Here is a 12,247-nt window from a genome sequence, read left to right as displayed (position 1 = left end):
GGGGGCGAAATGCACGGAGTGCAGGAGCCAGCGACATGGGATGCAAACATCGCAAAACTCAACTAACTTTGTCCCCATAGTTCCCTACGTCAGTGCTAACTGAATCAGGTTCAACGGGTCTCGCTTAAGCGATCTCAGCAGCAAAACTGCCCCCCGACTATGTGATCACGATGTTATCAGCTCTTTGCCCCTGACACTAGCTACCTCTTAGGCCCTCGATTTTTGGAGGACTGCGCTTTTCACGGGAACCGCGTTCATGTTTGGAATACCGCTTAAACATAATTGGCCCCTTCGCATAAATAAGCTAAGTTTGTTTATGAATCATTCCCACGGTATGAATTTGATTAGCGAGGCTTTTATGACAGCGACACTTTCAGACATTGAATCGGCAGTTGAGTTTGTAACATCTGGAGAGGGGATGTCTGAAGTTTATATTGATAGGTGTACAGACGCGATTTATTACATTGACGATGCTATAGAAGAGAGCCTTCCTGAAAATCTCTATGAAAGTACCCAATACATTGCTGTCCCAAACAAACAGGAATTAGGTTTGGATAAGAGCATTGCCATCCAATTTGTCGCTGAAAACCTACCTGAGCAGCTAGATCTCGCCTATGAAACCTTCAGTAAAAAGGGCGCTTACAGACGTTTCAAAGACTTCCTCAATACAGCCGATAAACTGGAAGCTTGGTACTCGTATGAAGCGCTGGTGCTTCGGGAGGCTATTATAGAATGGGGTCAAGAAAATAACCTTCGATTTAGCGATGCGCCAAGTTTGTAGGACCTCGGTTTCCGAGGGAATGGACTGTAAACGAGGTAAATTATTAACTAATCGTAGCTTCCTGCGCACAGCACGTTTTTATAAACGCAACATCAAGATGTTTGTTGCTAGTCGCTCTTCTAATCTCAAAATAAATCACTATGAGAACCAACTCGAGCCAGTTGTAGTTGATCGTCAAATACTCTGTAAATCAGAACTAGATCCGGTCTGATGTGGCAGTCTCTGAATCCGGCCCAGTTTCCTGTGAGCGCATGATCAACATTATGAGGAGGTAGTGTTTCACCCCTCTGTAGTTGAGCAATGACGTGACCTACTTCAACTATGTCAGGAATGGACATTCTGGTGACTTTTTTGAAGTCCTTCTTAAACTGAGATGAGTAACTTAGGCTATACACCGGATACTTTGCTCTCTGTTAGCTCATCGAGTAGTTCATTTACTGACTCAGCTTTGTGGCCTTTGCCATCCACTAGTTCTTGCATCGCAGCTGCGGTTGTCTCATTTGGTTTAGCAACACGCAGCTCAAATGGAATGCCGCCGTGGTTGATAACGGCTTTGGCAAACAGCTTGAGGGCTTGCGATGTACTTAGCCCCATCTCCTCACAAATGCTGGTAAAAGCAACTTTAGTATCGTGATCAATGCGTGTGCTTAACATTTCAGATCTCATTGTGTTACCTTTTTGTTTATATGTATAACAATGTATTACATATATTATAGATAGAGATGTCAGATGCTTCAATAAAAAGGGTAAACAAGGTAGTTGCAGATTATTAAAGTATGAAACCCTAGTACTTAGTTGGTGTTCTAGGATAAGTGCGCTAAGTTCACTAGCACAGATGCGCTTCGTTAGAAGGTTATGTACTTCTAAGGCGCTCATGACTGAATTGGACGTTACCTGGTGAAAGGAATTTTCGTATGGCATTTAGCGAACAAGAAAAAGCAGCGCTACTTGGAGTAAAAGGCGTTGGGCCTACCGTCGTGAAGCGTTTTGAGGAAATCGGTATTGATTCTTTTTCGGAGCTGGCGAGATATGAGCCAAAGGAAATTGCTGAAAGAGTTGGCTCAATGCTTAGAACTACCTGTTGGAAAAACAGTCCTCAAGCCTTATCAGCAGTCAAATCCGCTATAGAACGGGCAAGGCTAGAACTGTAGATTCCAGTACTTATATATAGCAAGATTTGGCGCTAGGATTACTCAAATCTGGGCGTTACGTTACGTGGATTAATAGGTATCTTTCATGGTGTCGAACGATAAACTTAGAAGATTACATGTGAGTAGGGACTATATTGCCGACAACTTTCAAACAAGTCTTAGCTTGTCTGAAATGGCAAGTCAGTCTTATATGTCTCAATATCATTTTTTACGTGCCTTCAAGGAAAGTTATGGAGAAACACCTAACGAGTTCCTGATTCGGCTTAGGGTCGAACAAGCTAAGAATATGCTCATAACAGAAAACTTCAGTGTTTCAGAAGTATGTGAGAAAGTGGGATACACGAGCTTAGGTAGCTTTTCTTCATTGTTTCTGAAACAAACGGGTATGGCTCCTACTTTATATCGTCGTAAGCTTTGGGCTTTATCTTCTGAAGCATTTCGTTTCCCCTCCCAGGTGATACCTGCATGCTATGCCTACCGCTTTTTGGGGAAGTGGCCTAGATGAGCAATATTGGAGAAATATCATTTTGATTCTTCTTATAGAATCAAGATGATTTAACAACAGGGAGTATGAAAATGATTACATCCATAGCACATGCAACGATTTATGTCCTCAATCAGGACGAAGCACTAGACTTTTACAAAAATAGGCTCGGCTTTGAAGTCGGGGATGATATGCAAGTAGAAGGGGGATTCCGATGGCTTACGGTATACCCTAAATCTAAACCACAACTTCAGTTGGTATTGGCTGAGCCGAAAGAAGGCCCAATGTTTAGCAAAGATGCCGCAGAAAAAATACGAGGCTTGATAGAAGAAGGTGCATTTGGAGCAGGTGTTTTTGAAACAGAAGATTGCCAAAAAACATATGCAGAGCTTTTGGCTAAAGGGGTTGATTTTATCCAACCACCTACAGAGCAGCTTTATGGTGTTGAAGCTATGGGGGTAGATAATTCTGGGAACTGGTTTAGCTTGGTCCAACGGAAGAAATAAACCTCACTATAGATAACTGTTCACTATGAATACAGTTAGGAACAGATAAAAATTAAGAGAGCTCGATAAACAAATAGCGGACGTATGATGGCCGCGCATGGTAAGACTTAAAAGCCCCATTCTCTCCTACAAAAGCTCCGATGAAATCGCTTCAATCGGAGTTTTATTAAAACCTTATAAACAGTAGCCACTGCGAGTGAGTTTATGAAAGTCCTCAACTCGATAAAACGTAAGTCAGCATTTTTATGCTAAGCAGAAGGCACAGCACTCCAAGAATCTTTTTTAAATGCTCCGCTGGAAGGCGTGTACTACAAACCACACCCAAGGGCGCAGATATATAGCTGGCTACAGCAAACAGCGCAAAAGCAGGGAGATAAATATAGCCTAGGGTAAGTTGTTCAGACGAGCTATTTTGCCAACCATTAATGAGATACCCCAATGTCCCTGTGACGGCTAATGGAAAACCTATCGCGGCAGAAGTGCCGACGGCAAGTTTCACATTAAGATTTTGTTTCATTAGATAAGGGACAAGCATTCCAGCACCACTGACAGAAACCAATGTTGATATAGAGCCGATCAAGGTACCAATAAAAACATTGCCCATTGTGGTATGAGGCGATGTATTCGTTTTATGATTTTTAGGGCTGAACATTTTATAAGTGATATAAAACATAAACAGGCTGAAAAACAGCGCTAGAATAACGCCATTAATCTTGGCTGCGATGGTGGTGGAGATAAACGTGCCAAGCATAACGCCAGTTGCCATTTTGATGGCAAGGAAACTATTCACATTTCCTTTAGTGTAATGAGTTCTCATGCTGCTGAAGGTTGTAAAAATCATTGCGGCCATAGAGGTACCGAGTGCCATATGGACGACCTCATGATTCGCAATACCCTGCGCGGTAAAAAGCATCGTGAATGCGGGAACGGTTATACCTCCGCCGCCAACACCTACTAATCCGGCAAGAAAACCCACGGCTATCCCTAATAAAGCGTAATAAACAGCAAAACTAACATCGATCATCAAGCAAATACCTTCAAGATACAAATAAGATAGCTGTACTTTAGAGTCTTTCTGTTCTGGCATGTTAATCAGGTATGGCCTTAATATAATGCTAAGTGGCCAAGTTTTAGGGTTTAACAATGAGAGTGAGACAGGTTGGAGATAGCACCGCTGGTGCCGAAGTGATTACGTGTGAATGGTCGAACAGCGCCCCTCTAGAAAACAAAGCTCAACAACCTTATCGATGGCACAGTCATTTAAGGGGCCAGCTGCTATGTATTCAATCAGGTGTTGTGCAAATCAAAACAGCGTCCGGGACATGGGTTTTACCTCCGCACCGAGCAGGCTGGATCCCTCCGAATGCACAGCATAGTATCCTATTTTGTAGTGTCGTTTCGGGCTATTCAGTTTTATTTCAGCCTGAGCTTTGCGACTCGTTGCCAGCCATACCTTTTGTGTTAGGGGTGAATCCGCTATTGATGTCTATGGTGATTCGAAGCCGAGATTGGAGTAAGGATCTCCTTACAGAAGAGAATACACGCATTGTTGATGTTATGAAGGATGAAATACGAAGCGCAGATGCTGAAAAACTCTACTTGCCTATGCCAAGAGACCCTCGCTTGTTACGAATAGCAGAAGCAGTACTAAGTGAGCCAGGGAGCTCTAAGACCGTAGAGCAATGGGCTGAATTGGGGGCTTTGTCAGCACGTTCGCTAAGGCGCTTAATGCCAACGGAGACAGGGTTAACGTTTGGGCAATGGCGTACTCAGGTTCAGTTAAATCATGCGTTGGCTCTGTTGTCTCAGAACATGCCTGTGGGAGATGTTGCGTTTGCGTTAGGTTATACGACCGCTAGTAACTTCATTGCGATGTTTAAAAAGATGATGGGTGATTCTCCAGCACATTATTTTTCTCATTCAAAAGAGCTCTGATATCACTACTATAGTATCTATTTAAAAGCGTAAATATAGGGCTTTCCATGACTAATCCTTTTGAGAATACGTTCGAAAATTATCCTGAAATTGCCCGTGTGCGTTTAAGAAGAGCTGCAACGTCTGATTTTGTAAACCGCAGCTGAGTTGGCGTTGGGGAAAGTAGAAGAGTCTCTAAAATGGGGAATTAAGTTTTAGCGTCAGAGGGGGGAGCCCGTTTAGAATTGGCACTAACCTATCAAAAGCGAAAGCACTTACCTTTGCTTCGGATGCAGTAGAGTGCGACATAGTGCCAATGAATTACAGGATTGGTAATCAAATATATTGCGGTAAGAAAGTATGAAAGCGGTCAAAGATTCGTTGGAGTTAGGGGAAAGAGAAAGTTTTCTTTCCATCTAACTCCAACGTGTTTGGGGCTGCGCCTTAGCAAACAGCAGTAGAGTTAAGTGTTGTCTCTAGGACAAATCAGCGATTTCTTTTTCAATCATTTTCTTGACGGCTTCTTCATCAGCAACGAGATGTTCACTGTCTTGGCGAAGCGATTTGATCAATCCCGCCATCATTGCAATTAATACAAAAGTGAATGGAAGCGCACCAGCGATAGACGCGGCCTGTAGAGCTTTCAATGCTTCATTACCACCCATTAACAGTACAACGAGTGTCACAGCACCTAGTACACTACCCCAGATAATACGCTGCTGTGTAGGCGGGCGACGACCAAAAGCAAGCAATCGACCTAGCACTAACGTACCTGAGTCAGCAGAGGTGACAAAGAAGATAACAACCACAACTAATGCACATATTTTAGCAATTATCGCCGCAAAACCAGGTGTGAGAGCATCGAAAGAGGCATACATAGTACCTGCGTAGTCCCAGTTTTGAACCGCTGCATTGTAGATCGTCATGTCTGCACCATAAATGGATTCGTAGATACCAGCGGAACCGATAATACCAAACCACAAGAGCGCGACCATGGAGGGAATGATAATAACACCAAGCACGAACTCACGAATGGTGCGGCCACGAGAAATACGGGCAATAAACAGGCCAACAAATGCTGACCATGCGATCCACCAGCCCCAGTAGAAGATAGTCCATCCACCTTGCCAAGTGCGTTCTTCAGGGCTTCTTGCAGTCCACAGCGTCATAGACGTAACGTTAGACAGGTAATCCCCTAGCGTCGTCAACGTGCTGGCAATAATATAGTTTGTGCCACTGGACGCGAGTAAGAAGTAAAGCAAAATGGCAATACAAATGTAGGTGTTGAGAGTGGATAAAATTTTGATGCCTTTCGATACACCGCTGGTTGCAGAAAGGGTTGCCATAAAAGTAACTAGAATAATTGAGCAAACAGTCACGGTTTGACTGGTCTGCTCGATTATCCCAAGTGATACTAGACCGGCGCCAATCTGTTGGACACCAAGACCTAATGTCGTAGAGATACCAAATATCGTGCCTAATACGGCCAAAATATCCGCCGCGTTACCAATTGGTCCGTAAATACGGTTGCCGATCAAAGGGTATAGCGCTGAACGAATGGACAAAGGCAGCCCTTTACGGAAAGAGAAGTAGGCTAGAGATAGGCCAACAATGCCGTACATCCCCCAAGCTACGGTACCCCAATGGAATACAGTCAGTGTCAAACCGCCTGCTGCTGCTTCAGATACTAAATCATTCGGTAGAGGAAAGCCTGCGTCACCTGGCATAAGACCAGCCGCTAATGCGGCTTGCTTGGCAGCAAAAAACTCACTTGTGGCGGCCTTTACTTCAGCACTCATGAATGGGTTACCACCACTCCAACCGCTAGCAAAGTGGATCATGGGTTCTGACATGGAGAAGAACAGCATCCCTGCACCAGTACCACAGCCAAATAGCATGGAGAACCAAGCAAAGTTCGAAAACTCAGGTCTTTCATCATCGCGGCCAAGGCGAATTGACCCCGCTTTGGAAAACATAAAAAAGATACAGACTAAAAAGGCTGCCAACATCACTGCGATGTAGTACCAACCTAATGTGTGTTCTATCCAGCTTTTAAGCCCAAGAAACTGAGCGCTTGCCGTTTTTCCGAGTAATACTGTGTACAAGACAAATACGATTACTAGGCTTATCGTTGTGATACCGAGCGTCGAGTTGAGCCCTTTCAGGACCCCTCGAGTCTCTATTAATTCATCTAATTTTTTTTTGCTTATCATTTGGTGTTCCTCTCGATAGCTCTTTAGAGCCTTTTATAGTGATATTTGTAAACTTGCTGAGTGACTCCAGGGGTTAGCCAGTATTTGATATTGCGGTACTCAATGATTTATTGAGTACCGTATTTTTTTCCAAGCATGCGTAGTCGGCTCTTAAATTCAGAACGGTCTACGTAGCAACCATGCAAATGGCGACGCCCCGTCGTGTCTTCGAACTTGTTTCGACCATGTAAAACGCGTCGGTTGTCAAAGACCACCATTTGGCCTGCTTCGAGTTTAATCTCAATCTTAAAGCGCTCGTCTCGCAATCTTGCCATCAGGTTTCGGTAGGCTAGGTAGTACTCGAACATAATGTCTGAAGGCAGGTCGAAAGTACTGGCAAGATGGGCGTTGTACTTCATTTCGACAATATTGCCGAAGGTGTCAACATTGATAACTGGGTGGTGCTGGCGAATATCATGGTCTTCATCTTCGAAGCAAAACGGAATAGCGTGATCACATAGCAGCTGAAAGTGGTCTGGACATTGATCTCGTAATTCTTCAGCAACGCGAAGTCCATCAACAAACCTAGATTCCCCACCTTCACAGTCGTTGGCTAGGCAGTGAAGGAATTGATAGCCCGGAGGCGTTTCTTGATTTGCTAGATCTGTGTGCAATGGCAGTGAGATAGAGGTGTAAGCAAGGTTGATAGGCGACTCAACAGAAACAACATCGAATGTTGTGCCAAAATTGGTTTTTCTCAAGTAATCCACTCGGGTTGCGAGCGAAATAGTAGCCTCTGGCGTACTCGGCATGGCGTCGATAATGGTTAAGCCAAACTTATCCAGTTCTGTCATCCAGTCATACAGTGCTTTGTCGTCTTTCAATACTTGGTCATACTGAGCACGTGGAATGCTATGGGCAAAGGCACTATCCCAGCTTTGGTAGCTGCTTTGGTAACGGTTTGAATTATTTTGCGAGTAACCATGTTGATAAAGCCATTCTAGCGCAAACGTACTTTTGTGATTTCCTTCTGACCAGAGGATAGTTAGGCCATCTTCGCTAATGTGACTTTCAAGAGGGTAAATATCCGAGCTAACACTCAACAGATCAAAGTCACGCTCTCCTGTTTTCGGGTGAAAAGCAGAAGGGCAATTGTCCCGTAGCCACAAATAGTGAAATTCAGCTTTTGAGTTGTCATCCCACGAAATAACGAGGCTGTGATCTTTTTTTTCAATTAATGGAACATTGACTTCGGCCATACCCTAGAACCCTATACCTAGATGAATTTGATTACGCAATTCATGCTAGTTAGATTGAATTATTTATACAAACAACTTATTTTTGGCTTATCGATAAGGAATTGTGATGGATAGATATGAAAAGTGACTTACCCCCACTAAATTGGGTCAAGACGTTTGAGGCAGCAGCGAGATTGCTTAATTTTAGTGCAGCCGCACGAGAGCTCCATATGACGCAGTCTGCTGTAAGTCAGCACATTAAACTATTGGAGAACCATTTAGGTGACGAACTTTTTGTTAGAAACCATCGCAAAGTATCGTTAACGAATAGTGGATTAGCTTATCTCCCGGTGGTGCAGAGTTTACTAACAAACTTACAACGTAAAACGTCCGATATTTTTTCCCCAGTAGGTAAAGGTAGGCTTGTGATTGTGGTTAACTATGCATTTTCGTCATTATGGTTATCTCACAATTTATATAAATTTTGTGCACGATATCCAGGTATTGGGTTGCAAATCATCCATGCAAACTGGGATACAGACTTTTTCGATGGCGCTCATGATATCGCTATCATTAATGGTCATGGTGATTGGCCAGGTTTATCGCTTGATCCACTTATCCGTACACAGGTAAAGCCTTACTGCTCTGGTAAGAACGCTAAATTGATCACTCAGCCAAAAGACTTATGTTCATTGCCTTTAATTGAGGTAGTGGGCACGCATCACTCTTGGGTGGGCTGGTTTGAGGAAGCTGGTGTTAGCCTTGAAGGGGTTGAATTAAGCTACCATAAAGTCGACACGCTATTGTCAGCTGCCCTGATGGCTGAGTCAGGGCTTGGTGCTATGTTGGGATACCCCAATTTACTGCATACTCAATTCTTTAAACAGGAATTGATTGCGCCAATTGATATTGAGCTTGGGACGCAAGACAACTATTTTTTAGCATCCCCGCAAGGCAAACCTTTATCGAAGTCTGCTACCGTATTCCGCAAATGGTTGCTAGAAGAAATGAGCAACCTCGTTACGACTTAGCCTGCGCATCATGTTAATGAGCTAGGTGCTAAGAGTTCTGAGTCGCTAACGCCTTTATTTGTTCGTGCACTTCTTCGGCCTCCGCTGTCAGCATTGAGTAGGTTCTGATATCGCCTTTGCGCTGTGCTTGCATGGCCTGCTCAAGCAGTTCTGAATAACGCTTTTCAAGTTTCTTGGTCGGGTTAGATTTGAACAATGACAGCATTGAAGCGCTCCTTTATTTAAGTTGCCCTTGTTTTACGAGCTAGCGTCTAGTTTGGTTCAATTCTAAGTCCTTCCGTGTCTTGCTTTATCATTATTTGGATAATTCGATAGGTGATTCAACCAGTGCGCTAGCGTATAGATAATCAATAGAGCAATCACTAACTCAATTGCCCTTAAGGCAATTGAGCTTAAGCCAAAGTCATTACCATAGTGCGCCACATAGAGTTGGTACGGTATCAAAAAGCCCATCAATGCGTCAGCGTGAATAGCGCGATCTCTTGGTTCGGAGTAATGACTCCACTTCAATATTAGATACACCATCAAAAAAGAGACGACAAAGTAGGTGAATACATTGACTTCAGTACCTGAGTACATAATTGAAGCGATTACCGCGAGGCTACATCCACCAACTTGAGATAGGATTTTTTCTGTGGCGTGTTGTTTCATGTGTGCATGAGTGGGTTGCATCGCTGAGGTAATCAATGGAACTAAGCAAAACACCGCGCTGGTCACTTCATTAATCATGATGAAGGCCAAGCCGCCACCAACCAGTATCAGCATTTTAAGGCGATCAGTACCTGTGACAGGTTGGGAGATAACCGTAGGTTTGGGAGGGTGTGCTTTGATCGGCATTAAGTGATTGATAAAACTCGCCACAAGCGCAGCCAACAAGGCGCTTAATACCACATCGCGGATAATATTGGGTATGGCTAAGGTGTAATCGCTGCTGTTGTGATAGGTCGTTATGAAGATGATCATAAACAGTGGCAAAGTGGCCATACGGATACGTAGATTATTGTCAGCGTGGCGACGGACATGATCAAAGTACAATATGCTGCAAGTCCAGATAATAAACGGATGCGATGCGAACAGCTGATTTACAAATACCGCTCCGATGGCAGCGCATACTGAGGGTGCCAGGCGCTGCAATAGGTGATGGAAGTGCTTAGAGAAACTGGTCGTGGCAACAACTATCGCAAAAAGAACGACATAGACGCTGACGTCTAAGTGCAGCATTTTGCTTAGCATTAAGCACATCACAATGATAAGACTTTTGCGAATGAGCTCGTACATTAGTAGATGTATCTCATCCAGCTTAAAATTGTCATCCAAATGTCTGCCACATGATAGTCATCGCGGATCATGACGCTTGCGCGACTGCCTGCAACCAGTAGTGTTGGAGCTTGGTCGGTTTGGATTCGTACACGAATTTTTTGTTGCGGACGAATCCAGCGAGTTTCCTCTTCAACTTGCGCTAAGCTCGTTACTTGTTCCGCTCCTGTAGAGATGGCTGGATCGACTGAACGAATGTGGCCTTGAAATACTTGATTCGGATATGCATCGAAGACAATGTTTACCGCATGGCCTTTGGTTAATGCAGGTAGCCCTTTTTCTGTGAAGTCTGCTGCAATCCATAGATCCTGTTGATTGACAATGTGGACTAGCGTATCGGATGGCGTGACGTACATGCCTTCTTGATAGGTTAGGTTGGTCACTGTGCCCGCTTTCGTGGCGACGATGTGTGTCAATTGCAGATTACGCTGGGCTGTTTTCAGGTCTGCTTTTGCGGCTTGTAACGTGGCCGCCTTAGTTTGCTTGTTCGCGGTAGCTTCATCTAGCTGCTCTTTACTAGTGGAAGAAGACTCGTATAAAGATTGAATCCGAGCTAAATAACGGTCTGCCTGCTGCCATTGGCTTTGGGCCAGAAGGACGTTAGCTTGAGCTTTTTCCGCAGCCAGACTGTATTGACTGGAATCTAGTTCGAATAAAGGTTGTCCGGCTGTTACCTGTTCACCTTCTTTTACCAGCACTTGCGCGATATGCCCAGATACTTCTGTTGAGATGTCTAAGGGGGCAGTTTTTAGTCGCGCTTGGGTAGTAAAGGGTATTTCGTTATCGCTAATGACTAAAAAGACACTGAACGCAATCGCCAAAAACAGCACGACAGACGTTAGATAAGCATAAATATCGCGTTTCATGAGGGCTCGTTATCAAGAAATAGCCGCCAAGGGGCTTCCCATATGGGATGCCGCCTCGACGAGATTTGAGGAGAATTAGGCCAGCTGTTTGATCAAAGCTTGTGCTACCGCTTCTGAGCTGGCTGGGTTTTGGCCTGTAATCAAACGACCATCTTCAACCACGTGAGGCTGCCAGTCAGCGCCTTTTTCATAATGACCACCAAGACGAATGAATTCATCTTCGATCAAGAATGGCACCACATCAGTCAGCTCCACTCCCGCTTCTTCTCCGTTTGTAAAGCCAGTGACTTTACGTCCTTTGATCAGCGGCTCACCGTTAGCTGCTTTCACATGACGCAGTACACCAGGCGCATGACAAACAAAGCTGATTGGCTTGCCTGCTTGTTCAAACGCTTCGATCAGGGCAATAGACTGATCTGACTCTGCAAGATCCCACAGAGGGCCATGACCGCCAGGGTAAAACACCGCATCAAAATCTGCCTGTGACACGTCTTCAAGTTTGACGGTGTTTGCTAGTACTTGTTGCGCCTGTTCGTCTTGTTTAAATCGCTCGGTAGCAGGGGTTTGAAAGTCAGGCAAGTCACTTTTCGGGTCCAGAGGCGGTTGGCCGCCCATAGGTGAAGCCAACACAAGCTCAGCTCCTGCATCTAAAAAGGTGTAGTAAGGTGCGGCAAACTCTTCTAACCAAAAGCCTGTTTTTTCTCCAGTGTTGCCCAGCTCATTATGTGATGTAAGAACCATTAAAATTTTCATATAAACCTCTCTAT

The 12,247-nt window shown here is 44.3% G+C and carries 15 protein-coding genes and 1 riboswitch; of the genes, 6 read left to right on the top strand and 9 right to left on the bottom strand.

Features of this window, described 5'->3' with window-relative positions; genetic code table 11:
* Positions 1-64: 64 nt before the first annotated feature.
* Positions 65-166, bottom strand: a riboswitch (TPP riboswitch).
* A 192-nt stretch (positions 167-358) separates the two neighbouring features.
* Positions 359-781 (top strand): UPF0158 family protein, encoded by a 423-nt coding sequence (locus ACXAC1_RS06410; RefSeq protein ID WP_475060052.1) that lies wholly within the window; start codon positions 359-361, stop codon positions 779-781.
* Positions 782-906: 125 nt separating this feature from the next.
* Here ACXAC1_RS06410 and ACXAC1_RS06405 read toward each other — a convergent pair whose 3' ends face one another.
* Entirely contained in the window at positions 907-1,176 is a 270-nt protein-coding gene (locus ACXAC1_RS06405) for a type II toxin-antitoxin system YafQ family toxin (RefSeq protein ID WP_475060050.1), read from the bottom strand.
* Positions 1,169-1,447: a type II toxin-antitoxin system RelB/DinJ family antitoxin gene (locus ACXAC1_RS06400; protein ID WP_475060047.1), complete on the bottom strand. Its 279-nt coding sequence runs from the start codon at positions 1,445-1,447 to the stop codon at positions 1,169-1,171. Before ACXAC1_RS06400 ends, ACXAC1_RS06405 begins: the two co-directional genes overlap by 8 nt.
* 248 nt (positions 1,448-1,695) lie before the next feature.
* Here ACXAC1_RS06400 and ACXAC1_RS06395 point away from each other — a divergent pair, with 248 nt between their 5' ends.
* The 3 genes from ACXAC1_RS06395 to ACXAC1_RS06385 all read left to right on the top strand — a co-directional run bounded on the left by ACXAC1_RS06395 (position 1,696) and on the right by ACXAC1_RS06385 (position 2,922).
* Complete coding sequence (locus ACXAC1_RS06395) at positions 1,696-1,932, top strand: helix-hairpin-helix domain-containing protein (RefSeq protein ID WP_475060045.1); 237 nt, start codon at positions 1,696-1,698, stop codon at positions 1,930-1,932.
* A gap of 85 nt (positions 1,933-2,017) precedes the next feature.
* Positions 2,018-2,437 (top strand): helix-turn-helix domain-containing protein, encoded by a 420-nt coding sequence (locus ACXAC1_RS06390; protein WP_475060043.1) that lies wholly within the window; start codon positions 2,018-2,020, stop codon positions 2,435-2,437.
* 65 nt (positions 2,438-2,502) lie between these two features.
* A complete protein-coding gene (locus ACXAC1_RS06385) occupies positions 2,503-2,922 on the top strand; it encodes a VOC family protein (protein ID WP_475060041.1) in 420 nt (139 codons plus the stop codon).
* 214 nt (positions 2,923-3,136) lie between these two features.
* Here ACXAC1_RS06385 and ACXAC1_RS06380 read toward each other — a convergent pair whose 3' ends face one another.
* The gene (locus ACXAC1_RS06380; protein WP_475060038.1) at positions 3,137-4,009 is read right to left on the bottom strand and encodes a sulfite exporter TauE/SafE family protein; all 873 of its coding nucleotides are present in this window, start codon (positions 4,007-4,009) and stop codon (positions 3,137-3,139) included.
* Positions 4,010-4,065: 56 nt separating this feature from the next.
* Here ACXAC1_RS06380 and ACXAC1_RS06375 point away from each other — a divergent pair, with 56 nt between their 5' ends.
* Positions 4,066-4,857: an AraC family transcriptional regulator gene (locus tag ACXAC1_RS06375; protein WP_475060036.1), complete on the top strand. Its 792-nt coding sequence runs from the start codon at positions 4,066-4,068 to the stop codon at positions 4,855-4,857.
* 455 nt (positions 4,858-5,312) lie between these two features.
* Here the strand turns inward: ACXAC1_RS06375 and ACXAC1_RS06370 are convergent, their stop codons facing one another.
* Positions 5,313-7,049, bottom strand: a complete 1,737-nt coding sequence (locus tag ACXAC1_RS06370; protein WP_475060030.1) for a BCCT family transporter — start codon at positions 7,047-7,049, stop codon at positions 5,313-5,315.
* A gap of 107 nt (positions 7,050-7,156) precedes the next feature.
* Complete coding sequence (locus ACXAC1_RS06365) at positions 7,157-8,287, bottom strand: TauD/TfdA family dioxygenase (protein ID WP_475060028.1); 1,131 nt, start codon at positions 8,285-8,287, stop codon at positions 7,157-7,159.
* 116 nt (positions 8,288-8,403) lie between these two features.
* On the opposite strand from ACXAC1_RS06365, the gene ACXAC1_RS06360 reads away from it, so the two are divergent.
* On the top strand, positions 8,404-9,297 hold the full coding sequence (locus tag ACXAC1_RS06360; RefSeq protein ID WP_475060025.1) for a LysR family transcriptional regulator: 894 nt from the start codon (positions 8,404-8,406) through the stop codon (positions 9,295-9,297).
* A gap of 28 nt (positions 9,298-9,325) precedes the next feature.
* On the opposite strand, the gene ACXAC1_RS06355 is transcribed toward ACXAC1_RS06360, so the two are convergent.
* The 4 genes from ACXAC1_RS06355 to ACXAC1_RS06340 all read right to left on the bottom strand — a co-directional run bounded on the left by ACXAC1_RS06355 (position 9,326) and on the right by ACXAC1_RS06340 (position 12,233).
* Positions 9,326-9,502, bottom strand: coding sequence for a DUF6435 family protein (locus ACXAC1_RS06355; protein WP_475060023.1), 177 nt, complete (start codon positions 9,500-9,502; stop codon positions 9,326-9,328).
* Between the two features lie 62 nt (positions 9,503-9,564).
* Positions 9,565-10,575, bottom strand: a complete 1,011-nt coding sequence (locus tag ACXAC1_RS06350) for a DUF2955 domain-containing protein (protein WP_475060021.1) — start codon at positions 10,573-10,575, stop codon at positions 9,565-9,567.
* Positions 10,575-11,480 carry an efflux RND transporter periplasmic adaptor subunit gene (locus tag ACXAC1_RS06345; protein WP_475060018.1) on the bottom strand — a complete coding sequence of 302 codons (906 nt, stop codon included), beginning with the start codon at positions 11,478-11,480 and terminating at the stop codon, positions 10,575-10,577. Before ACXAC1_RS06345 ends, ACXAC1_RS06350 begins: the two co-directional genes overlap by 1 nt.
* A gap of 75 nt (positions 11,481-11,555) precedes the next feature.
* Positions 11,556-12,233 carry a type 1 glutamine amidotransferase domain-containing protein gene (locus tag ACXAC1_RS06340; RefSeq protein WP_475060016.1) on the bottom strand — a complete coding sequence of 226 codons (678 nt, stop codon included), beginning with the start codon at positions 12,231-12,233 and terminating at the stop codon, positions 11,556-11,558.
* Between the last annotated feature and the right edge of the window lie 14 nt (positions 12,234-12,247).

This window comes from Marinomonas sp. AWM4_232 (assembly GCF_056158325.1).
This window is presented reverse-complemented; position numbering and strand designations above follow the sequence as displayed.

Excerpts from the sequence above, each read along its gene's own strand:
- ACXAC1_RS06360 (WP_475060025.1), top strand. The coding sequence starts at position 8,404 with ATGAAAAGTGACTTACCCCCACTAAATTGGGTCAAGACGTTTGAGGCA.
- ACXAC1_RS06345 (WP_475060018.1), bottom strand. The coding sequence starts at position 11,480 with ATGAAACGCGATATTTATGCTTATCTAACGTCTGTCGTGCTGTTTTTG.
- ACXAC1_RS06375 (WP_475060036.1), top strand. The coding sequence starts at position 4,066 with ATGAGAGTGAGACAGGTTGGAGATAGCACCGCTGGTGCCGAAGTGATT.
- ACXAC1_RS06400 (WP_475060047.1), bottom strand. The coding sequence starts at position 1,447 with ATGAGATCTGAAATGTTAAGCACACGCATTGATCACGATACTAAAGTT.
- ACXAC1_RS06355 (WP_475060023.1), bottom strand. The coding sequence starts at position 9,502 with ATGCTGTCATTGTTCAAATCTAACCCGACCAAGAAACTTGAAAAGCGT.
- ACXAC1_RS06390 (WP_475060043.1), top strand. The coding sequence starts at position 2,018 with ATGGTGTCGAACGATAAACTTAGAAGATTACATGTGAGTAGGGACTAT.
- ACXAC1_RS06370 (WP_475060030.1), bottom strand. The coding sequence starts at position 7,049 with ATGATAAGCAAAAAAAAATTAGATGAATTAATAGAGACTCGAGGGGTC.
- ACXAC1_RS06365 (WP_475060028.1), bottom strand. The coding sequence starts at position 8,287 with ATGGCCGAAGTCAATGTTCCATTAATTGAAAAAAAAGATCACAGCCTC.
- ACXAC1_RS06410 (WP_475060052.1), top strand. The coding sequence starts at position 359 with ATGACAGCGACACTTTCAGACATTGAATCGGCAGTTGAGTTTGTAACA.
- ACXAC1_RS06395 (WP_475060045.1), top strand. The coding sequence starts at position 1,696 with ATGGCATTTAGCGAACAAGAAAAAGCAGCGCTACTTGGAGTAAAAGGC.
- ACXAC1_RS06350 (WP_475060021.1), bottom strand. The coding sequence starts at position 10,575 with ATGTACGAGCTCATTCGCAAAAGTCTTATCATTGTGATGTGCTTAATG.
- ACXAC1_RS06385 (WP_475060041.1), top strand. The coding sequence starts at position 2,503 with ATGAAAATGATTACATCCATAGCACATGCAACGATTTATGTCCTCAAT.
- ACXAC1_RS06380 (WP_475060038.1), bottom strand. The coding sequence starts at position 4,009 with ATGCCAGAACAGAAAGACTCTAAAGTACAGCTATCTTATTTGTATCTT.
- ACXAC1_RS06340 (WP_475060016.1), bottom strand. The coding sequence starts at position 12,233 with ATGAAAATTTTAATGGTTCTTACATCACATAATGAGCTGGGCAACACT.